The organism is Isoptericola halotolerans (assembly GCF_013149785.1).
Lineage (GTDB): Bacteria > Actinomycetota > Actinomycetes > Actinomycetales > Cellulomonadaceae > Isoptericola > Isoptericola halotolerans.
Window position 1 is genome coordinate 85,930 of sequence record NZ_JABEZU010000004.1, and the last position, 21,825, is coordinate 107,754.

The 21,825-nt window shown below is 73.9% G+C and carries 17 protein-coding genes; 5 read left to right on the forward strand and 12 right to left on the reverse strand.

The window, feature by feature from the left end:
- Nucleotides 1–190: 190 nt before the first annotated feature.
- Genes HDG69_RS15130 through HDG69_RS15160 form a run of 7 tightly spaced genes read right to left on the reverse strand, consistent with a single transcriptional unit; the run spans nt 191 to nt 10,177 of the window.
- Nucleotides 191–2,056 (reverse strand): cation:proton antiporter, encoded by a 1,866-nt coding sequence (locus HDG69_RS15130; protein ID WP_171784678.1) that lies wholly within the window; start codon nt 2,054–2,056, stop codon nt 191–193.
- Nucleotides 2,057–2,100: 44 nt separating this feature from the next.
- Nucleotides 2,101–3,003: a DNA/RNA non-specific endonuclease gene (locus HDG69_RS15135; RefSeq protein ID WP_171784679.1), complete on the reverse strand. Its 903-nt coding sequence runs from the start codon at nt 3,001–3,003 to the stop codon at nt 2,101–2,103.
- Nucleotides 3,004–3,052: 49 nt separating this feature from the next.
- Complete coding sequence (locus HDG69_RS15140) at nt 3,053–4,720, reverse strand: PQQ-binding-like beta-propeller repeat protein (RefSeq protein ID WP_171784680.1); 1,668 nt, start codon at nt 4,718–4,720, stop codon at nt 3,053–3,055.
- A 9-nt stretch (nt 4,721–4,729) separates the two neighbouring features.
- Nucleotides 4,730–6,406, reverse strand: a complete 1,677-nt coding sequence (locus HDG69_RS19640; protein ID WP_171784681.1) for a PQQ-binding-like beta-propeller repeat protein — start codon at nt 6,404–6,406, stop codon at nt 4,730–4,732.
- Nucleotides 6,403–8,016, reverse strand: a complete 1,614-nt coding sequence (locus HDG69_RS15150) for an outer membrane protein assembly factor BamB family protein (RefSeq protein ID WP_171784682.1) — start codon at nt 8,014–8,016, stop codon at nt 6,403–6,405. The genes HDG69_RS19640 and HDG69_RS15150 overlap by 4 nt, the downstream gene beginning before the upstream one ends.
- Before the next feature lie 38 nt (nt 8,017–8,054).
- Nucleotides 8,055–9,293 carry an ABC transporter permease gene (locus HDG69_RS15155; protein WP_171784683.1) on the reverse strand — a complete coding sequence of 413 codons (1,239 nt, stop codon included), beginning with the start codon at nt 9,291–9,293 and terminating at the stop codon, nt 8,055–8,057.
- Nucleotides 9,290–10,177 carry an ABC transporter ATP-binding protein gene (locus tag HDG69_RS15160; RefSeq protein WP_171784684.1) on the reverse strand — a complete coding sequence of 296 codons (888 nt, stop codon included), beginning with the start codon at nt 10,175–10,177 and terminating at the stop codon, nt 9,290–9,292. Before HDG69_RS15160 ends, HDG69_RS15155 begins: the two co-directional genes overlap by 4 nt.
- A gap of 278 nt (nt 10,178–10,455) precedes the next feature.
- On the opposite strand from HDG69_RS15160, the gene HDG69_RS15165 reads away from it, so the two are divergent.
- Nucleotides 10,456–11,445, forward strand: a complete 990-nt coding sequence (locus HDG69_RS15165; protein ID WP_171784685.1) for a type IV toxin-antitoxin system AbiEi family antitoxin domain-containing protein — start codon at nt 10,456–10,458, stop codon at nt 11,443–11,445.
- A gap of 73 nt (nt 11,446–11,518) precedes the next feature.
- Here HDG69_RS15165 and HDG69_RS15170 read toward each other — a convergent pair whose 3' ends face one another.
- Nucleotides 11,519–12,214: a response regulator gene (locus HDG69_RS15170; RefSeq protein ID WP_171784686.1), complete on the reverse strand. Its 696-nt coding sequence runs from the start codon at nt 12,212–12,214 to the stop codon at nt 11,519–11,521.
- Nucleotides 12,211–13,596 (reverse strand): sensor histidine kinase, encoded by a 1,386-nt coding sequence (locus HDG69_RS15175; RefSeq protein ID WP_171784687.1) that lies wholly within the window; start codon nt 13,594–13,596, stop codon nt 12,211–12,213. The genes HDG69_RS15170 and HDG69_RS15175 overlap by 4 nt, the downstream gene beginning before the upstream one ends.
- A 117-nt stretch (nt 13,597–13,713) precedes the next feature.
- On the opposite strand from HDG69_RS15175, the gene HDG69_RS15180 reads away from it, so the two are divergent.
- Nucleotides 13,714–14,553 (forward strand): MBL fold metallo-hydrolase, encoded by an 840-nt coding sequence (locus tag HDG69_RS15180; RefSeq protein WP_171784688.1) that lies wholly within the window; start codon nt 13,714–13,716, stop codon nt 14,551–14,553.
- A gap of 21 nt (nt 14,554–14,574) precedes the next feature.
- Here the strand turns inward: HDG69_RS15180 and aztD are convergent, their stop codons facing one another.
- The 3 genes from aztD to HDG69_RS15195 all read right to left on the reverse strand — a co-directional run bounded on the left by aztD (nt 14,575) and on the right by HDG69_RS15195 (nt 18,205).
- On the reverse strand, nt 14,575–15,963 hold the full coding sequence (gene aztD, locus HDG69_RS15185; protein WP_171784689.1) for a zinc metallochaperone AztD: 1,389 nt from the start codon (nt 15,961–15,963) through the stop codon (nt 14,575–14,577).
- 152 nt (nt 15,964–16,115) lie between these two features.
- Nucleotides 16,116–16,886, reverse strand: a complete 771-nt coding sequence (locus HDG69_RS19645; RefSeq protein WP_171784690.1) for an ion channel — start codon at nt 16,884–16,886, stop codon at nt 16,116–16,118.
- Nucleotides 16,883–18,205 (reverse strand): YibE/F family protein, encoded by a 1,323-nt coding sequence (locus HDG69_RS15195; RefSeq protein ID WP_343036461.1) that lies wholly within the window; start codon nt 18,203–18,205, stop codon nt 16,883–16,885. Before HDG69_RS15195 ends, HDG69_RS19645 begins: the two co-directional genes overlap by 4 nt.
- A gap of 132 nt (nt 18,206–18,337) precedes the next feature.
- On the opposite strand from HDG69_RS15195, the gene HDG69_RS15200 reads away from it, so the two are divergent.
- The 3 genes from HDG69_RS15200 (at nt 18,338) to HDG69_RS15210 (ending at nt 21,814) form a co-directional block, all read left to right on the forward strand.
- Nucleotides 18,338–19,348: a DMT family transporter gene (locus HDG69_RS15200; RefSeq protein ID WP_343036462.1), complete on the forward strand. Its 1,011-nt coding sequence runs from the start codon at nt 18,338–18,340 to the stop codon at nt 19,346–19,348.
- 77 nt (nt 19,349–19,425) lie between these two features.
- Nucleotides 19,426–19,875 (forward strand): SRPBCC family protein, encoded by a 450-nt coding sequence (locus tag HDG69_RS15205; RefSeq protein WP_171784692.1) that lies wholly within the window; start codon nt 19,426–19,428, stop codon nt 19,873–19,875.
- Nucleotides 19,876–20,089: 214 nt separating this feature from the next.
- A complete protein-coding gene (locus HDG69_RS15210; protein WP_171784693.1) occupies nt 20,090–21,814 on the forward strand; it encodes a GAF domain-containing SpoIIE family protein phosphatase in 1,725 nt (574 codons plus the stop codon).
- The last annotated feature ends 11 nt before the right edge of the window (nt 21,815–21,825 follow it).

A 21,825-nucleotide genomic window follows, 5' to 3' on the forward strand; every position in this document is an offset into this window, starting at 1 on the left:
TGAGCCGGACGTGCAGCGCAGGGTGAGGGCCGAGGGACGAGGCACTCGCCCGGAGCGGAACGGCAGGCTCCGGCAGGACCAGCACCGCCTGAGCCGGACGTGCAGCGCAGGGTGAGGGCCGAGGGACGAGGCACTCGCCCGGAGCGGAACGGCAGGCTCCGGCAGGACCAGCACCGCCTGAGCCGGAGGTTCACTCGCGGCGCATCTCCACGGCGATCTGATCGGCGTCGAGCAGGTCCAGGGCATGGTTGAGCAGGTCGGAGTCGTAGGTCCCCACGGACCGCGCCTCCAGGAGTGCCTCGCGCTGCGCTGCGATGACGGCGAGCCGGAGCTCGAAGAACTGGGCCGCCAGCTCTTCGGGGGTCGACTCCTCCTCGACCTGGTCCTGGTGCTCGCGCAGGACGATGTCCCGCACGCGCGCCACGATCGCAGGGGCATAGGCGGTGCCGTCGGGCCGGCGCAGGTCCGGGTCGTCGAGCATGACGCGCGACGCCGTGTCGTGGACGGCTCGCAACCCTTGGGTCCCCTCGGTGAACCGGGGAGGGGTGCTGCCGGCCAGCCCGAGGCGCCGCACGACCCACGGCAGCGTCCCTCCCTGCACGAGCAGCGTCCCGGCCGCGACCCCGAACGCCACGAGCACGAGGAGGGACCGCTGAGGGAAGTCGGCCGGGAGGGTCTGTGCGGCAGCCAGCGTCACCACGCCGCGCATCCCCGCCCAGACGAGCACGACCCCTTCACGGGGACCGAGAGGAGCGCTCGTCAGGTAGTCGATGTCGGCCAGCTTGCGGACCGCGCGTCGCTGGAACAGCGCTCGCCGGGTGGGCCGGCGAGCGTCCGGTCGGCGGCGCGGCGGGTCGTCGCCACGACGCCACTGCCCCTCGACGCGTCGGCGCATCCGTTCCACGTCGCGCTGCCGTCGCCGTTCGCCGATGTCCGGGGGCAGGCTCTCCGCGTAGGCGGCCACCACCGCGTCGACCGTCAGGCGGCCGCCGTCGGTCGCCTCCTGGTGCGCGTCCCAGCGCGCCCGCAGGGTGTTGACGACGTCACGGACCTGCTCGGCACGTCGGCGACGTCGTTCCAGCAGTGCGAGCAGCGGCAGCACGAACGCGGCGCGGACCAGCACGATCCCGACCGCGCCGATCGTGGCGACACCCAGGGCGAGGCCGAGCGAGCCGTGCTCGGCCCGGACGTCCTCCACGAGGGCGAACAGCTGCAGCCCCATGACCAGGAACAGGCCGCCCTCGAGCAGCACCTCGACGGTCCTCCAGTTCGACGCCTCGGAGATCCTGTCCTGGGGCCGCAGGTACCGGGCGGCGAGCGCGCTGGTGACCAGGCCGGCCGACACCGCCGCGACGATCCCGGAGGCGCCCAGCGCCTCGGCGGGCGCGTAGGCGGCGAACGGCACGACGAACGAGGCCGCCGTGGAGAGCGCCGCGTTCCGCAGCCGGGCCCGCACCCACAGCCCCAGCCGGCCGACGACGACGCCGCAGACGGCAGCGATCAGCACGGCCTGCAGGAAGTCGCCCAGGACGCTCCACACGGAGACGCTCGCCGCCGTCGCCGCGATCGCGGACCGCAGGAGCACCAGCGAGGTGGCGTCGTTGAGCAGTCCTTCGCCGTCGAGCATCACCACGACGCGTTGCGGCGCGCCCAGCTTCTTGATGATGGACGTCGCGACGGCGTCGGTCGGGCTGACGATCGCGCCGAGCGCGATACCCGCCGCGAGCCCGATCCCGGGGACGACGGCGGCGAAGACCGCACCGAGGATCACTGCTGACACGACGACGAGCAGCACCGACATCCCGCTGATCGCCGTGAAGTCACGGCGGAACTCCATCGCGGGGAACGCTGCTGCAGCGGCGTAGAGCAGCGCCGGCAGGACACCCGCGAGGATGAGCTCCGGGTCGATCTCGATGGCCGGCGTCATCGGCAGGACGCTGACGCCCACACCGACCAGCACGAGGATGAGGGGCGCGGCCACGCCGGCACGCGGGGCGAGGGCCGTGACGGCGATGATGATCACCACCGAGGCGACGGCCACGAGCATGACGTCCATGCCGTTCAACCTAGAGGGGTCGGCGCGTCGGCGCGGGCCGGACGCTAGCCCGACGGCCCGAGCCGGACCTCGTCGGGGTGCGTGAGCGGGGTCCACCCCGACGGCGTCCGACGCGAGACCGTCCGCGGCTCGAGGGGGCGCTCGGGCGCCGGTCCGGCGACGTCAGCGTCCACCAGGGGACCGAGGTCGAGGCCGGTGAGCGCCTCCACGTCCGCGACCGGCACCTGGAACGTCCGGAAGGGCCCCAACGGGGGGACTGCGCCGACCGCGAGCGCCCGGCCGGTCGCCGTGCTCAGCTCGGCGTCGGTCAGCAGCGGCGTCTGGTCGAGCACGAACGCGGCCGACCGCAGCACGGCCGGAGCGCCGTCGTCGGGCCCTGCGCCGTCGTCGGGCACCGCGGCCCACGCGACGACCTTCCAGAACTGCCGTGGGAGCGCGATCCCGCGGTAGACGGGGTCCGAGCCGAGGAACACGCATCCGGTGTGGACGACGATCCGGTGCCGCCGGGCCTCGGCGTAGGAGAGGACGTGGTCCTCGAGACCGTTCCACAGCTCCTTCGACTGGTTGAACCGGTCGACCTGGGGGGCGGCGTTGGTGTAGACGAAGGTCGCCTCGCCGGCGGCGCGGGCCTCCTCGACGGTGCCCCACATCGGGTCGAGGCGACGTACGAGGTGGCCGCGGTCCAGAGGGTTGTCCCGGTAGAGCCCGTTGCCGGCCTGCTCCTCCGGCGGTGCCTGGGCGTCGAGGCGCCAGGTGCCCGACCGCGGCAGCGGCTGCAGCGTCGCACCGTCGACGGTGCAGGCGGTGGCGGCTGCCAGCCGTCGGCGGGGGTCGAGCAGGATGCTGAAGCGGGGGTGGTCGAGGCGCCGGAGCTCGCGGTCGGCCGTGGGCAGCGGCGTGCGGAGCGCGGGGTCGGTACCGAGGAACTGGGCGTCATAGCCGGTCACGGGTCCGAGCCTGTCATGCACGACCGACAGGCCCGGCCGTCACGGACCCTCACGAGAACCCGGACAGTCCTGCCGGCCACCACCGCAGCAGGTGGCCCTCCACGGCCATGTCCACACCCCACCCGTCCTCGGGCAGGTCGGTCACCCAGAGGGTCTCACCCGTGCTCCCGTCGATCGCCTGCCACCGCGAGACCACCTGCGTGTCGGTGTACGTCGGCACGACGAGAGCCACGACGCTCCCGTCCGTGAACGCCGACTGCACCTGCCCGCCCCGCGCACCGGCCAGTGCCGCGTACGGCTCCAGCAGGTCCCCACGCACCCACCGCACGGCGCCCGTGCCCAGGTCGAGGCCCACCACCCGGTCACGTTCGTCGAGGACGACGGCGGTCTGCCCCGTCCGCGCGAGGTAGCTCGTGGCCGCCACGGTCGCCGACCACACACGCTCCCCGTCCGGGCCGACGGCGTGCGTCTCCCCGCCGCTCACGACCAGTCGCCGGTCGTCGGCCCGGCCGTCCGTGGCGCGCGGGTCCAGCAGCCTCCCCTCGACCGTGTAGCGGTGCACCCCCTCGGCATCCAGCACCTGGAACTCCCACGCGGAGCGGCCCCACGCACCCGCCGAGACCGCGAACCCCCCGTCCGCCAGGGGCCGCACCCGGCGGACGTCGTCACCGCCGGCCCCGTCCAGGGCGGTCAGGTCGAGCCGCTCGCCGTCCGGCGTGAAGTACGCCAGCACGCCGCACCCCGAGAACCCGACCAGCCGTCCGCTGACCATGTGCTCGACGTCTCCGCGCCGGTCCAGCTCGGCGTTCCGACCCGCCGTGGTCCAGCGCACGCACTGGCTGGAGTCCAGCACCGGACCGAACGCCACCACCTGCGACCACCGCTCGGCCCCCGTGGCAGCGTCCTCGGCCCGCACCTCGAGGTCGTAGCCGTCCTCGATGTCGCCCACCACCGTCAGGTTCGTCATCGGGTCGCCGCGCAGCTCGACGTCGACGTCCTCGGCGTCACCGACCCAGCTCGCCGCCAGCACCGTGCCGTCCGGCCCCGGCAGCACGACGTCGTGCTCCCCGTCGACGACGCGGTGGCCCAGCACCGTGCCGTCCGGGTCGACGGTCGTGACCATGACGTCACCCGAGACCGCCTGCCCGACGCAGACCACCTGGGTCGTCGGGGTCAGCTCCACGGTCTCCCCCCAGAAGGCGAGCCCCGGACCGCAGGTCACCGACCGGTCGAACAGGTCGACCGTCCAGCGACGCTGCCCGGTCGTCAGGTCGATCCCGAGGAGCTCGCCCTGCCGGTGCACCGCCGCCACGCCCCCGGCCACCGCGACCAGCCCGCCCGGGGTCCGCACCCCGACCTCGCCGTCCTCCAGCCGCCACCGCTCGGCCGGCGGGACGCCCAGGTCGAGGACTCCCCCGGCCGCGGCTCGCAGCTCCGCGGAACGCTGCCGGTCCACCACGCCGTCCACCACCACGACGGCGGTGAGCAGGGCGACGACCGCCACGACGGCCCCGAACCGCGTGCGGCGGGACAGCCGGCGCCAGCGACGCCACACCAGGGCCAGCACCCCCGGCCCCGGCGGCGGGGCCACCTCGGTGGGCTCTGCCTCGGCGGCCGGGACCGACCGGGCCGCAGGGGATCCACCGGCCTCGGTCCCGTCGTCGGGCACGAGGTCGAACGTGTAGGCCCCCTCGGGGGCACGACGCCGTCGCCCCACTCCTCGACGTTAGCGCGGAGCGAGGATGCTCACCGAGGTGACGGACGGTTCGTCCCCGCCGTCCCAGTCCTCCCAGCCCAGCTCGTGCTGCAGCACCACGTGACCGCCGACGGCCGCCACGAACGGTGTGGCCGTCGGGCCGAGCGACGTCCACGTGACGGCGCCCGAGGCCAGGTCCGCCGTGAGGAGCTCGCCCGCCGCTTCGCCGTCGTCTCCCACCGGGTAGGTCCGCAGGGCGACCGTCACCCGCTCGCCGTCGGTCACGGCCGACGTCGCCCAGGCAACCCTCGAGGTCTGACCGTCGAAGAACCTGACCCGCCAGCGTTCGCCGCCGTCCAGCGCGTCGACGGCCACCAGCTCCTCGTCGGTCACGACCACGACCACGTCGCCGACGTGGGCCAGCAGCTGAGACTCCCGCACGTCGGCCCGCCAGAGCTCCTCGCCCCCCGCGTCCAGACGGACGACCGCGTTGCCCTTCGTCGCCAGCACCGCGGGGTCGCCTCCGTCCAGCACCGCCGTCGGGTCGGTCAGCACCGTCCCCCGGGCAGCGACGAGGCGCACGCTCCCGTCCTCGGCCAGCAGCACCCTGCCCGGGCCGTCGTCCGCGGGCGCGAGCCAGCCGCCGCCCGGGTAGGGCACCGTCGAGGTCCCGACGTCGTCGCGCGACCCACCCGGGGCGACGCCGTCCGTCGTGCTCGCGCCGCCGACGCCGCACCACCGGTAGCCGACGACCGTCGGCGAGGCGACGACCTCTGTGCCTCCCATGACCTCGAGCCGGACCGGGGTCGCGGGGTCGAAGGAGGTCGACCAGCCCGCGGACAGGTCCCACGGGACGATGCACACCTCCAGGTTCTCCGCGGAGTGCTCACGGGTCGGCACCTCGAACCGGAGCTCACCGCTCACCGCGTCCTCCACCCGGACCGACGCCCGCCCGGTGACGATCCCCGCCACGGCGTCCTCCGCCTCCGCCACCGTCGCGTGGTCGAGGACGGCGGGCATCCCCGTGTCGTGCTCCACCACGAGCAGTCCGCCGTCGGCCGCAGGAGCGACCTCGACGTCCTCACCGCCGTACCCGGCCGCAGGCAGCGCCCGCTGCCCGACGACGTCGCCCGAGCCGTCGAGGACGGTCACGGAACGCCCGTCGTCGTCCCCGTGCACGCACGTGACCAGGTCGCTCGGCAAGACCCACTCGACGCTGCTCTCCCACCGCGGTGCCGGTCCGCAGCGCACGCCCGCGCCCAGGGTGACGCGCCACCGCTCGGCACCCGAGGCCACCTCCCGGGCGACGGCGTCCCGGCCGTCGACCAGCACGACGGCACCACCGGCGAGCACCGCGTGCACGCCGCCCTCGGCCTCGACGCGCCACATCTCGGCGAGCTCGCCGTCGAGCGACAGCACACCGCCCGGAGCCGCGCGGAGCTGCTCGTCGTGCCGGTGCGAGGCGACCGCGGCCCCGGCCACCACGCCGCCGACCAGCACCACCGCCACCCCGGCCGCGACGCCGGCGGTCAGGCGCCGCTGGTGGCGGGACGCCGCGCGCCACCGGTCGGCGACGCGTGTCGGCCACCGGGCGCGAGGTCCGGGCGCGGGGACGGTGGTGCCGGCGCCCGCGTCGTCCCGCTCCGTCGAGATGTCGAAGGCCACCAGGGCGGCCTCCCGACGCCGCGCGCCGCGACCACTCCTCACGAGCTGCTCCCCAGCCCGACGAGCGTCGCGTCCCAGGTCTCGACGTCGTCCACGACGACGTACTCGCTGTGGACGCCGAGCAGGTGGCCGTCCACGACGCGGACCCCACCGGCCAACGACTCGTGGCTCGACCGCCAGAGCTCGGTGCCGTCGTCCAGGCGCAGCGCGACGAGCTCGAGCCCGGTGCCCTCCCCCAGTGCGAGGAGGGCGACCTCCCCGTCCGTGGCGGCGCCGGACAACCACCCGGAGTACCCGACATGGTCGGCCTCGCTCTCGACGGACCATCGCACGTCCCCGGTCGTCAGGTCGACCGCGTCGAACGTCCCGTCCCCATGGTTCTGGACCACCGCCACGCCACCGGCCCGCACCGCGACCTGCGGGACCAGGACGCCGGCGACCCACAGCTCCTCCCCGCCCTCGTCGTAGGCCTGGAGTGCGTCGCCGGCGACCAGCCAGGGGCCGTCGACGTCGTCGACCGCCAGGGGATCGAGGAGGAGGCCGGGCAGGTCGCGCTCCGCACCGTCCACGGTCATGACCCGGGTCCCGTTGTCGGTGCCCTCGTACTGCTCACCGTCGACCGACCTACCGGAGAACCCGCCGGGGCTGCCGTCCGGGGCCACCGTGACCGTCACCCCGCACAGGTGGAGCTGGACCACGGAGGTCGACGCCCAGACATACGTCTCGAGCAACCACTCCGTCTCCCCCTCGGAGCCCAGCTCGGCCGAGCACCTCGCCAGGTCGTGCGCTGTGCGCAGCTCGGCCGTCGCCTCGCCACGCACCTCACCGGTGAGGGCGTCCTCCAGGCGCAGGACCGGGTCGTCCCACGTCCCCTCGGCCCGGCGTGCCTCCAGGGCGTCCGCCGCGTGCTGCGTGCCCTGCACGGTCAGGCTCTCGCGCCGGTGCTCCACGACGTAGACGGCACCGTCCGCGGCGGGACCGATCTCCGGCAGGCCGTCGGTCACCTGACGCTGGGGCCGGCTCCCACGGCCCACGGCACGCTCACCGAGGACCGTGCCGTCGGCGCTCAGCACCGCGGCGGTCCGCTCGTCCGCACCGTACAGGCAGGTCAGCCGGTCCACCGGGGCCAGGAACTCGGCAGGACGGTTGGGGCGCGGACCGCAGTCGACCGCCTCGCCCAGCGCGGTCCGCCACAGCTCCGAGCCGTCCGCCACGTCGATGCCGATCACGTCCCGGCCGTCGACCGTGGCGACGACGCCGCCCGGCAGCACCGCGAAGATCCCGGCGTCCGACTCGACCCGCCACGTCTCCTCGACCGGAGCCGACAGGTCCGCCACGCCGCCCGGCATCGAGGCCATGTGGGCGGCGTGGGCCGCCTCGGTCCGGGCGTCAACGAGGGCCACGCCGGCCGCGACCAGGACGGCGGTGACGGCGACGCCACCGACCAGCCCGACCTGGCCCCGACGCGACAGGCCCCGCCAGCGGCGACCCAGCGGTCCGGCGACCCGGGTGGCGAACCACCCGGGCGTCGCCTCGGCCGGCGCCCCCGTCGTCGGCCCGTCCTGCGTGACCGACCCGCCACCGTCGAGACCACCGCCGTCGACGTCACCGTCCGTCAGATCGATCTGCAGCGGGTCACGTCGTCGGGCCATGCGGCGCAATCTATCCCCACTGATCGACCTCAGGAAGCTCACCTCTCGGAGCGCAGCGCCTGCTTCCAGGAGATCCGCCCACCGGTCTGCATGAGCGCCCCGCGGAACGCCCGCTCGGAGACCAGGAGCGCCAGCACCGCGAAGGCCGCGAGGCCTGCGAGCGAGAGCACCGGCTCCCACCACGACGCGTCGCCGGAGAGCACGCGCACGGGCATCGCGACGACGTTCGCCACCGGGACGTACGACAGCACGGTGAGGAACGACCCCGAGGCGGTGAAGGTCAGGAAGTAGACGCCCATCACCAGCATCGTCATCGGCGTGGAGGTGTACTGCAGGTCCTCCGCCCGGCTGGCCAGCGCACCGGCCACCGCGTACAGGGCCGCCAGCGCCAGGAAGCCGACCGCGAAGAACACGACGAACCAGATCAGCGACGTCGACAGGGCGGGCAGCGCGATCGAGATCGGGCTGGCCGCCACGGCCGCGAGGCCGACACCGGCGAACAACAGGTTCTGCCCCACGGCGATCACCGAGCTGCCGATGATCTTGCCCGCCAACAGCTGCCGCAGCGGAACCGCCGTGGCGATGATCTCGACCAGCCGGGACTGCTTCTCCTCGACCACCGAGCTGGCGATCATGCTGCCTGACGTGATCGCGCCGGCGAAGAACAGGAAGGCCAGCGCGAAGCTCGCGAAGAACAACGCCTGATCACCCATCGCCTCCGGGTCCAGCGCCTCGGTCGTCAGCTCCGCACCCGCCGACAGCTCCGCCACGGTGGTGCCCGCCGCCTCGGCGTTCGCCGCCAGCACCTGCTGCTCGACGGCGGTGCCCAGCAGTCGGGAGACGACCCCGTCCGGTTCGCGCTCGCCGACCAGCACCCACCCGTCGTCGCCGGGGTGCAGCCACACGTCCGCCTCACCGCCGGACAGCGCGGCGCGGGCGGCGTCGTCGTCGGTCACCTCGAGCAGGTCGATCTCGGTGCCGGCGTCCTCGGTCGCGGCGAGCTCGGCCGCCGCCGTCACGGACGCGACCGCCGTGGCATCCGTGCCCGCCACCGCGACGGCGTAGGTGTCGACACGGCTGGACTGCCACGTGAAGAACGCTGCGAGCGCCGCGATCACCACGAGCGAGACCACGAGGCCGATGGCGAACGCCTTGTTCATCGCGCGGGTGACGATCTCGCGCTGCGCCACGAGCAGCCAGGCGCCCCGGGTGCCGTCGTCCCCCGTGCCGTCGGCGGTGGTCGCCAGGGTGCTCGATGTCGTCAGCGGCGTGGTCATGCCGTCACCTCACGGTAGATCTGGGCCAGGGAAGGCCGGACAGGGCTGAGCTCGCGGACCTGGCCGCGCTCGAGGGCCGTGGCGAGCAACCGCTGGGCGGTGGCGTCGTCGGCCAGCTCGAGCAGCGCCGTCGGGCCGTCGACGTCCACGGCGTGCACACCGGGGACCCCCCGGACCCAGCCGGCGTCCGAGTCGAGGACGAGCCGGTGGCGCAGGGTGCCCGCCTCCTGGAGCTCGGTGGGGGTGCCGTCGGCGACGACCCGCCCGGAGCGCAGGATGACCAGCCGCTCGCACAGCCGCTCGACGAGGTCGAGCTGATGGGAGCTGAACAGCACCGGGACACCGCGGGCCGTGTGCTCGCGCAGCAGGTCGACCATGCCGTCGACGGCGGCCGGGTCCAGGCCCGAGAACGGCTCGTCGAGGATGAGGGCCCGCGGTCGGCCCATCAGGGCCGCGGTGATCTGCACCCGCTGCTGGTTGCCGAGGCTGAGCTTCTCGACGTGGTCCTTGGCGCGGTCGGCGAGCCCGAGGCGGTCCAGGTGCTCCAGGGTCTCGCGCCGGGCGTCCGCCGTCGGGATCCCTCGGAGCCGGGCCAGGTAGACGAGCTGGTCGAGGGCGGGCTGCTTCGGGTACAGGCCGCGTTCTTCGGGCATGTACCCGAAGGAGCGCCGGTCCGCACGAGTGACGGGCCGTCCGCCGAAGCGCACCTCGCCGGAGGTGATCGCCAGGACGCCCATCATCATGCGCATCGTGGTGGTCTTGCCGGCACCGTTGGAGCCGACGAACCCGGTGAGCAGCCCTCCCGGGGCCCGGAAGGAGACGGCGTCGACGGCTCGGCGGTCGCCGAACGTTCTGGTCAGGTCGTGGACCTCGAGCGTGGTCATGGCACCGACGCTACGGAACCTCCCGCCGGAAGGGATCCGCCGCGGGGTGGACCGGGATGACTCCGCCTCGCGACGGACCGGCGGCGTCCGTCAGCGCAGCCGCTGCTGCGGGGACTCACCGATGAGCGACGGACGGGCGAGGTTGCCCGGCGACGGCCAGCCGTCACGCCGTGGAAGCTCACGCCTTCCGGGGTGGAAGGGTGAGTCGGCGCGGCGTCGGTGCACAGGCTGTGGATGGCGGCTGCGGGCTGTGGGTCCGCCACGCTGAGATGGTCCGCATGCCCACTCCTCGCCTCGTCGTGCCGACCCGGCTGCTCCTGAGGGCCCAGGTCCAGGAAGGGCTCGTCTCCGTCCGCCAGGCCCGGGCGGAGGGGATGACAGACGCACAGCTCCACCGACTCGTCCGCTCGCACCGGTGGCTCCGCGTCGCTCGCGGGGTCTACGACACCCGGGAGCCGGGCATCCTCGACCTCGACCCGTACGACCGACGACGACGGCGCGCCGCCGTGCTGGGAGCCCTGGCCCACCCCGGGTCGATCGTCACGGGGGTCGCCGCGCTGGTGCTGCACGGCGTGCAGGGCGCGCCGACGAGCGTCACCCCCGAGGTGACGATGCCGGACCGCACGGACCGGAAGGGGTCAGGTGCCGTGCGGGTCCGCCGTGTCACGACGAACGGGCACGTCGAGGTGCACGGGCTGCGCTCCGCCATGGTGGCGGACGCTCTCGTCCAGGCGGTGCCCACCGTCGGCCGGCGCCATGCCGTGGCTCTCATGGACTCGGCCCGGCAGCAGCGGCTGATCGACGCCGACGGGTTCGCCCTGGCCGCGCAGCTCGACCGGCGACGACCCGGCGGCGTGCGTCGCCGAGGGTGGTGGCAGGCGTCCCGGCGCCAGGCGGAGTCCCCGGCCGAGACGTGGGCGCGGTTGACCTGCACCGACCGGGGAGTCCGGCCGGACGTGCTGCAGCTCCCGGTGGACGACGCCTCGGGCCGGCAGGTCGCCCGGGTCGACCTCGCCTGGCTGCTGCCGGACGGCGGAGCGCTCCTCGTCGAGATCGACGGCCGAGACGTCCACGACCGTCCCGACGCCGTGCTGCGCGACCGCGACCGGCAGAACCGGCTCGCCGGCCGCCGCTCCCTCGTGCTGCGGTTCACCGGCAGGGAGGCGTGGGACGGCACCGCTGCCGCCCGGGTAGCCGCTGTCCTCGAGAAGGAACGCTGGCACCCGCAGCGGCCGCCCGCCACCTTCCGGTTCCGGCCGACGGGCTGAGAGGCTCGGCACCGGTGCTGCGGATCCTCACTCCTCAGGGACCGATGCCTGAGATCTCCCGGCGACGGGGGCGTCAGCCTGCGTGCCGGTGGACGTAGACGACGGCCTGCACCCGGTCGCGCAGGTGCAGCTTGGACAGCACGTTGGAGACGTGGGTCTTGACGGTCGCCTCACCGAGGAACAGCTCGGCGGCGATCTCGGCGTTCGACAGGCCCCGACCCACCAGGGTCAGGACCTCCAGCTCCCTGGGGGTCAGCAGGTCCGCACCCGGGGCCGACGGCGGCACCGCGGCCGGCTGCTCCGGCGCCGGCCGTCCGGTCGCCGACCGGAGGGCGGGCGAGTCGGCCGACCCCGCCGACACCATGCGGTCGACGACGCGCCGCGTCACCTGGGGCGACAGCAACGCCTGCCCCTCGGCGACCGTGCGGACGGCCTCGACGAGGTGCTCGGCGTCGGAGTTCTTCAGCAGGAACCCGGAGGCACCCGCCGCCAGGGCGTCGAACACGTAGTCGTCGGTGTCGAAGGTGGTGAGCACCAGCACCGGGGCCAGGTTCTCCGCGGCGATCCGTCGCGTCGCCTCGATGCCGTCCATCACGGGCATCTGGACGTCCATGAGGACGACGTCGGGGCGCAGCTCGCGGGCAGCCTCGACCGCCTCGGCACCGTCCGCGGCCTCGCCGACCACCTCGAGGTCGTCCTCCACCGAGAGGATGAGCCGGAACCCCGACCTGACCAGAGCCTGGTCGTCGACCAGCAGGACGGTCGTCATGACTCCTCCAGGGGCAGCGGCAGCCGGACGCGCACACGGTACCCGCCCATCACGCGCGGACCGATCTCCGCCACCCCGTGGTGCGTGGCGACCCGCTCACGGATGCCCACCAGCCCCAGCCCGGACCCGGAGGACCCCGGGCGGGCCCGGCCGTCGTCGACCACCTCGACCTCGGCGAAGCCTCCTCGGAACCGCTCGTCGTCCGGGACCGGTCGTCGGTCCACCCGGACGGTGATCCCGACCGCACGGGCCGTCGAGTGCTTGCGGACGTTCGCCAGGGCCTCCTGCGCGGTCCGGTACAGGCTGAGACCCAGCGCCCCCGGGACCGCGGGAACGCCGCCGGGCGGCTCGGAGACCAGCGTGACCGAGACGTCGAGGCCGTCGTCGGCCTCGGCCAGCCGGGCGATGTCGTCGACCCCCGGCTCCGGCGATCGGCCGCCCCCGGCCCCCGGGTCGTCACCGTCGTCGCCGATCTCCCGCAGCGTGCCGACCAGTCCGCGCATCTGCTCCACGGCGTCGCGCGAGGCGGCCTCGATGGTGGCGAGCGGCACCCGGGGATCCTGGGTGGCGGCGTCGCCCTTCGCCAGGAGCCGGCGGGCCGCCGACGCCTGGATCCCGATCACGGACACGTGGTGCGCGACGACGTCGTGCAGCTCGCGGGCGATCCGCAGCCTCTCCGAGACGACGGCACGGCGGCCGAGCTCGGCGGCCTGCCGCTCGATCGTGGTGGCCTGCTCGGTGAGCTGCGCCCGTCGTCGCGCCCCGTGCCAGGTGACCTGCCCCAGGGCGATCGCCCCGAAGAAGTAGGCGAAGTTCACCAGCCATGACTGGGCGACCATCGCGCCGAGGGGCGGGAAGAGTCCCGGCGGGTCGTCGAGCAGACCCTCGTTCTCGGCGAACTGCTGCATGCCGGAGCTGACGGCCATCTGCCAGAACAGCCAGCCGAACATGGCGACGAGGCTGGCCGTGACCACGATGATCATGGCTCGGCGGTCGCGCGCCCACGCCACGGCCGTGTACAGCGTCATGAAGTACACCACCTGCAGCACCTGGGTCATCACGACGTCCGGGACGGTCAGGCCGACGAGGAGGAAGTGGGCGTAGACGGTGGCGAGCACCGCCAACGGGTACCGGCGGCGGACCACGAGCGGCAGCGCTCCGGCGGCGGACAGCGTGTAGAGGAGCCAGGGCGGCTCGGGATCGCCCCAGAGGTACCCGGCCGAGCGGGCCAGCTCCATGCCTGCCACCGCCAGGACCGTGAGCCCCAGCCCGAGCCACACGTCTCGGCGGTAGGCAGCACGCGGGTCGGCAGGCAGGCGGTCGAAGTCGTCGTCGAGGCCGAACCACTCGGCGAGCACCTCGGTGGGGCGGGGTCGCGGCATCGGTCCAGCGTAGGGAACCCGCCCACGGCCCGGATCCCCCCGACGACGGAGATCCGGGTCCGACGGCGCGTCGAGCCTCGCCGGGTGGGGCGTCCGGGTTCGTGCCAGCCTGCGGGGATGACGGCCTTCTGGATCTGCCGCACCTGCGCCGTCGAGCACGCGGCGCCACCGGAGCTCTGCGCGATCTGCGCCGACGAGCGGCAGTGGGTGCCGGCGTCGGGCCAGGCCTGGACCTCGCTGGACGAGCTCGCCTCCGCGGGGCGGCGGATCGAGGTCCACGAGCTGGAGCCGAACCTGTTCGCGCTGGAGTCCGTTCCCGACGTGGGCATCGGGCAGCAGTCCAAGCTCGTGCGCACGGCACGCGGCGCGCTGCTGTGGGACCCGCTCGGTTTCGTGGACGACGACGGCGTCGCCGCGGTGCGCGACCTGGCCGGCCCGGCAGGGGTCGTCGCGGTGGTCGCGAGCCACCCGCACATGTTCGGGGTCCAGGTGGAGTGGAGCCGCCGGCTGGCCGGGGACGAGGATCCGATCCCGGTCCTCGTCGCCGAGGCCGACGTCGGCTGGGTGGCCCGGCCGGACCCCGCGATCCGGACGTGGTCCGGTGAGATCGAGGTGCTGCCCGGGGTCACGCTGAGCCAGCCGGGCGGGCACTTCCCGGGCTCCGCCGTCGTGCACTGGGCCGCCGGGGCCGACGGGCGGGGCGTGCTGCTCTCGGGGGACACGATCTTCGCCAACCCGGACCGCACGTCGGTGAGCTTCCTGCGCAGCTACCCGAACCGCATCCCGCTGTCGGGGGCGGTGGCACTGCGGGTCGCCGGTCACGTGGCCCGGAGGCCGTTCGACCGGCTGTACAACAACTTCGACGGTGTGATCCCCGAAGACGCGCGTGCCGCCGTGCTGAGATCAGCACGACGGCACGCGGCGTGGGTGCGAGGGGACTTCGATCACCTCACGTGATCGGTCGACCGGGGTCGACGATCAGTGGTCGTGGTCGTGGTCCTCGTCACCGTGGTCGTGGTCCTCGTCACCGTGGTCGTGGTCCTCGTGGTCCTCGTCCTCGTGCGCCTCGTCCTCGTGCGCCTCGTCCTCGTGACCGTGGTCGTGCTCGGCCGGGGGCTCGCCCAGGGCGCCGGAGATCTCGTTCGGCGCGACGTCCAGCTCACCGGTGGCCCACACCTCGCCGTCGATGATGTCCACCGCGTGGACGGCGTTGTTCGCCGGGTCGGTCACGTAGACCGAACCGTCGAGGGTGAAGACGGCCGGGCGCGGCTCCTGCCACTCCTCCGGCTCCTCCCACTCGTCGACCACGGGGATCGACGCGGTGATCTCGGCGGTCTCCGGGTCGATGACCTGCAGGGAACCGTCGGTGGTGAGCACGAGAGCCTCGCCGTCGTCGCCGCGGGCGAGCGAGCGGAAGGTGTACGAGCCCGGGAGCTCGACGAGCTCGAGGCTCGCGTCGCGGGTGTCGATCAGGCTGACCGTGGTGGGGCGCTCGAGGTCGGCGTCCGGGTCGGTCTTGTAGTCGCCGAGCATGATCGGCGACGTCTCGCTGCCGGCCTGGTTGCCGATACGGGAGTACTCGTCCGGGGTCTCGACCTTGGTGATCTCGCCGTCGGCGTAGATCAGGGCGCCGTCGGTGCAGCCGACGACGACGGCCTCACCCTGGGCGACGGCCTCGCCGTGCACGCCGGGGCACTCGTCGCTCGCAGCGATCTCCTCGCCGTCGGCGTCGAGCACGCGGATGCCGGTGCGCTCGTCCTCGTTGCCCTCGGTGACCAGCAGGGAGCCGTCGCTCAGCGGGACGGCCACACCGTGGTGGGCCTCGGCGAGCTGGACCTCCTCGACACCTTCCTGGGTGGCGATCTCGTCGGAGTCGACGAGCTGGATCAGACCGGTGCCGTCGTCGAAGAGCGCCGTGACGCCGTCGTGCACGACGGCATGACCCGGCGTCTCGGCGGCGTACACGACGTCCGTGAGCTGCGGCGACTTCGTGAAGTAGTGGTAGTGGTCGCCGTGGCCCTGACCGTAGGTGCCCGTGTCGAGGACCTGGAACCCGCCGGTGGTGGACACGAGGACGTGCTGGCCGTCGCCCGCCGGGTTGAGGCGGTTGAAGCCGGCGAGCTCGATGTCGGCGACCTCCTCGAGGGTCTGCGCGTCGAGGACCTTGATGCCTCCGTCGTAGGTCACGGCGAGGCGCGGGCTGCGCCCCTGGACCTCGGTCGCAGGCTCGTCGGTGGTCTCGTCGGCAGCGGGGGCCGACTCGGTGGGCTCGGCGGCCGGCTCGTCGGAGTCGGTGCCGCAGGCCGCGACGAGCGCGAGCGGCAGGGCGAGCGCGAGCGCGGTGGCCGCGCGGGAACGGAGTTTCATGGGTGACGTCTTTCCATCTCTGGCTGTCCGGGCGTGGCGCGCGGGCGCGGGCACCGGGGGACTCCTGCGCGGGAATGAGAACCGTTCGCAAGGAGTCCCTAGTGAAGCACGGCCCATAACGGTTATCAAACTCATGATGGCCGCGGGGCCGGTCAGTCGTTCTCGCGCTGCCAGCGGCCCGCTGCCAGGCTGACGATGAGCGCGACGAAGACCACCAGGTAGACCTGCCCGACGATGGCCTCGCTGGTCGCGAGCAGGCGGCCCAGCGGGGTCACCGCGGCAAGGTCCCCGTAGCCGAGCGTCGTGATCGTGGTCATGCTGAAGTACATGAACGACGTGGTCGGCTCGTCGGTGCCGAAGAAGGGCTCGGCGGAGTACGCGTCGACCGTGAGGAACGCGTAGTAGTACGCCAGCGAGATGAGCAGGTAGGCCGAGACCGCGCCGAGCAGCGTCGCCAGCGTGACGACCCGGTGCTGCACCAGCCGGCGCGCCACCACCACGGGGGCGAAGGCCGCGATGAGCAGCAGCAGCGGCGGTGCCGACGTCACGGAGTCCGACGTCTCCAGGACCAGCACCACCACCAGCGAGAGGACGACCAGCACCCCCAGGAAGACGTAGGCCCGACGACGCCAGCGGGTCCGCAGCCCCGACGCCCGCAGGGCCAGCCCGAGCGTCGCGCCCACCGCCAGGGTGGTCGCCAGTCCGGCGGCCTGAGCCCCGAACCGGCCGTCGGACGCACGGATGTCCACGAGGGACAGCAGGGCCACCGTCAGCGCCACCAGGACGAGCAGCACCCCGAACCGGTCGACCCAGCGCGAGCGCGGGTCCACGAACGGGTCGTCGTCGGGCACCGGCTGGCGCTTGCGCGAGAAGAAGCCTCGCGGCCCGCCCTCGGGTGGGGACGCCTCGGGGTCGGGACTCACGGCCGGTCCTGCACGACGTCCTCCTCGGGCTGGTCGGTCCCCATCGTGGCCGACCCCGACCCGGAGCGCTCGTCGGGAGTCGCCGCGGTGGCCGCGAGCGCCTCACCGCCCGGCACCGTGACCGCCGCGATGGCGGTGGTGATCGGGATGGCCAGCACCAGGCCGATCGAGCCGACCAACGTGCGCACGACCTCCTCGGCGATCTCCCCCGAGGTGATGGTCATCAGCGGCGTCTGGTCCAGCATCCACACCGTGAGCAGCAGCGGCAGCGCCGCCCCGACGTAGGCGAACGCGATCGTGTAGACGGTCGAGGCGATGTGGTCCCGCCCGATCCGCATCGCCCGGGCGAACAGCACCCGCCGCGGTGCGGTCGGCGCGAGGGATCTCAGCTCCCACACCGCCGAGGCCTGGGTGATGGTCACGTCGTTGAGCACACCCATCCCGGCCAGCACCAGCCCGCACAGGGCGATGCCGCGCAGGTCCACCGACGGGGCGATGATCGTGAGGTTCTGCGCCAGCTCGTCCGACGCCCCCGTGATGTGCGCGGCCCCGGTCGCCCACGCACCGATCGCCGCGGTGAGCCCCAGGCCCGCCAGGGTGCCGAGCAGCGCGACGGTGGTCCGGGCCGTCAGCCCGTGCGCGAGGTAGAGCACCGCCAGCATCACCGCCGACGACGTCACGAGAGCCACGGCCATCGCGCTCTCACCCGCGAGCAGGGCGGGGAACGTGAAGCCGACGAAGACGGCGAACGCCACCGCGAGCCCGGCGATGGCTGCCAGCCCGCGCCACCGCGCGACGAGCAGCACCACCAGCGCGTAGGCGGCTGCGAGGATCCCGAAGGGCACGTCGCGCTGATGGTCCATGAAGACGTACGGCGTCACCGTGTCGGCGAAGTCGCCGATGTACAGGGCGGTGACACGGTCGCCGGGCTCCAGCTCGAACCGGGGGTCGGCCTGCATGCCGGACGTCGCGCCGTCGGGCAGGCGGATCTCCACGTCTCCCGCCGTCGCGTCCTCCATCGTGGGCCACGAGTCGTCGCTGGTCTCCTCGAGCGGGCCGACGACGGTGACCACCACGAGCTCGCTGCCCTCGACGACGACGGGGATGCGCTCGGGGACGTCTGCGGTGGAGGGCCACAACGACCACAGCCCGAAGGCAGTGGCCACCAGGGCCGGCAGCACCAGCAGCGCCAGCACCAGGCGGGTGCGACGAGGCGCGGGCGGCACGGGGCCGCCGTGGGAGTGGCCGTGCGCGTGCACGTCGGGGAGGCTGCGCTGGGCGGCGTGGCGTGCGGAGCGGCGGGTCGAGACGTCGGTCACGGTCCGATGGTCGCACCCTCCTCGCGAAGTAGTACCTGCGGCGCTCCGGTAGTACCCGCGGGGTACTTCCGGAGCGCCGCAGGTACTACTTCGCGGGTGGGGCGCGGGAGGGGCGGCCCATACACTCCCCCGGTGACCGCATCTTCCTCCGCGCGTCCCAGCGGCACCGCCGTCGGCGTCGGTGCCGCCGTCGTGGGCGGCCTGTGCGCCGCGGCACAGGCCCGCGTGAACGGGTCGCTGGCCGAGCAGGTCGGCAGCGGCTTCGGCGCGGCCGTCGTCTCCTTCGGGTCCGGCCTGGTGCTCCTGACGGTCGCGCTGGCCTGCTGGCCCAGCGCGCGCGCCGCCGTCGGGCGCGTGGTGGCCGGGTTGCGCGACCGCCGCCTGCGCTGGTGGGAGGTGCTCGGCGGCACCGCCGGCGGGTTCTACGTCGCTGCCCAGGGGCTCACCGCCGCGACGCTCGGCGTGGCCCTGTTCATGGTGGCGGTGGTGGCCGGGCAGTCGACCAGCTCGCTGCTGGTCGACCGCCTCGGGCTGGCGCCGGGCGGGGTCCGGCTGGTGACGCTCGGGCGCGCGCTGGGACCGGTCCTCACCGTGGTCGCCGTCGCCGTCGCCGTGTCCGGGTCCGTCGGGACGGTGCCGTCCGTGGGCCTGGCCGTGATCCCCTTCCTGGCGGGGGCGTTCCAGTCGTGGCAGCAGGCGGTGAACGGACGCGTGCGAGGCGTGGCCGGGACCCCGGGCGACCGGTTCGCCGGTGTGGCCGCCGCGACGTTCGGCAACTTCCTGGTGGGGACGGTGGCACTGGCCGCGGCGTTCGGCGTCTCGGTCGCGGTGACCGGCCCGCCCACCGGCCCGCCCACCGGCCCGCTGCCCACCGACTGGCCGCTGGACCTCGTGCTGTACTCCGGAGGGCTGCTGGGCATCGTGTTCATCGCGATCCAGGCCGCCGTCGTGCACCGCATCGGGGTGCTGCTGCTGGCGCTCGGCATGATCGCCGGACAGATCGTCGGCGCGCTGCTGCTCGACGCCGCCGTCCCCGGTGTCGCCGCCCCCGGTCCGGCGATGTACGCGGGCGCGGGCCTGACCCTCCTGGCGGTGGCCGTCCCCGTCGTCGAGTCCCGGGTCCTGCGGCGTCGAGGGCGCTGACCTGCCACCCCTGACACCGACGTGCGAGATCTCGCGGTCCTGGGTCACGGTGGGGACACCGACACGGAGGAGGACCCATGGAAAGCGTCACCCAGTCCATCGACGTCGACGTCCCGGTGAGCATCGCGTACAACCAGTGGACGCAGTTCGAGGACTTCCCGCACTTCATGGAGGGCGTGGAGGAGGTCCGTCAGATCACCGACACCAGCACGCGCTGGAAGACGAAGGTCGGCGGCAAGGAGCTCGAGTTCGACGCCCGGATCACCGAGCAGCACCCGGACGAGCGCGTCGCCTGGACCAGCACCACCGGCCCGGACCACGCCGGGGTCGTGACGTTCCACCGGCTCGGCGACACGACGACGCGGGTCACCGTCCAGATGGACTGGGACCCGCAGGGCGCCGCCGAGAAGATCGGTGCGGCGTTCAACGTCGACGACCGCCGGGTCCAGGACGACCTGAAGAGGTTCAAGGCGTTCATCGAGTCGCGCGGCACCGAGACCGGGGCCTGGCGCGGCGACGTGAGCTGACCCACGACAGCCCGACGGCCGGTCACCAGGGTGCGGTCGACCTGTCCGTCGAGATGCTGCAGAGCGGCACCGACGGCCGGGTCGACGAGCTCGCCACGGACATCGGGGCGGGGCCGGCAGGCCGGGATCGGGCGCCTCCAGGATCTTCTCGACGGCCTGTGAGCGGCCGGCCCGACCGCACCGGGTGGCCTGCCCGCCGTGGCAGAATCCGACCATGGTCAGGGCGCACGCCGGCGAGCAGTCCCTGGCCGCAGCGGGTCTCGACCGTCCCGGGCCCGACCCGTCGTTCGACCGCTTCGCCCGCCTGGTCAACCGTCACCTCGGCGTCTCCACCGCCCTGGTGACCTTCGTGCTCCGCGACACCCAGCTCTACCCCGGTGCCCTGGGTCTGCCCGAGCCGCTGCAGACGGAACGGCGCTCCACGCTGCCGCACGCGATGTGCGCCGAGGTCGTGCGCACCGGCGGCCCGCTCAGCTTCGCGGACCTGACGACGGTGCCGGGCAGGCCGGCCCGCGACCTGGTGGACGACCTCGGCATCCGCGCCTACGCCGGGTTCCCCGTGTTCGACCGCGACGGCAGCGCGGTCGGGACGGTCTGCGCGATGAACGACCTGCCGCGCGAGTGGACCGACTCGGACCTCGACACGCTCGCCGACCTCGCCGAGGCGTGCTCGGCGGAGATCAGGCTGCGGCAGGAGAGACGCCGGGCGCAGGAGCTCCAGGAGCTGGCGCTCCAGGCCGGGCACCGGACCCAGCTCCTGCTCGAGATGACCGACCGGTTCTCGCGCGCGACCACGATCGTCGACCTCGTGGTGGCGTTGCGGGCCTTCTCCGCGCAGGCCGGTGCGGCCTGGTCCGGGCTCGGCCTGCTCGACGCGACCGGCTCGACGGTTCACCTCGTCAACGAGCTCGACGGCGTGCCGTTCCCCGAGCGTCTCCGGCTCGACGACCCGCTGCCGGGCCCGCAGGCGCTGCGGACCCGCACGCCCCTGTACTTCCCGGACGGGCGTGCTCTGCTGCAGGACTGGCCGGCGATGAGCCGCTGGGCCGCACCGAGCACCGGCGCCCTGGCCTTCCTGCCCCTCGTCGCGGACGACGCGCTGCGCGGGCTGGTGGTGCTGGCCTGGCCGGAGGCGCGGGAGGTCGACGCCGACACCCGCGAGACGTGCGCCGCCCTGGCGTCGTGCGTGGCCACCGGGCTGGACCGGGTCTACGTGCTCGAGGACCGGCACCGCGTGGCGGCCACGCTCCAGGCCGCGATGCTCACCGAGCTGCCGACGACGGCGGACCTGGAGCTCGCCGCCACGTACGCCACCGCGACAGGGACCGACCGGGTCGGCGGCGACTGGTACGACGCCGTCGTGCGTGACGACTACACCGTGCTCATGATCGGCGACGTGACCGGGCACGACATGCAGGCGGCGGCCCGGATGGGTCAGCTCCGCTCCATGCTGCGCACGCTGGCCTGGAGCCGGGACTCCTCGCCGGCCGCCCTGCTGCACCAGCTCGACCACGCCAACCACGGGCTGGCGCTGGAGGCCAGCGCCACGGTCCTGGTGGCCCGGCTCTGCCGGCGGTCCGACCCCCACGTGCTGACGTGGGCGTCGGCCGGCCACCCACCACCGCTGGTGCTCCGCAGGGACGGGGCCGTGGACGAGCTCGAGGGCCGACCCGACCTGCTGCTGGGCATCGACCGCGCCACCCACCGGACGGACCACACGGCGCACCTCGACCGTGGTGACACGCTCGTGCTGCACACCGACGGCCTGGTCGAGTCGCGCGGCGCCACCTACGCCCGCCGGGCGGCACAGCTCCGAACCACGCTGGCCGACCTGTCCCACCTGCCCGCCGCACGGCTCCCGCGCGCCCTCGTGGAGCGGATGGTGCCCGGGTCGCAGCGCGACGACGTCGCGGTGCTCGCAGCGCGGGTGCGCCGATAGCCGCCGGCCGG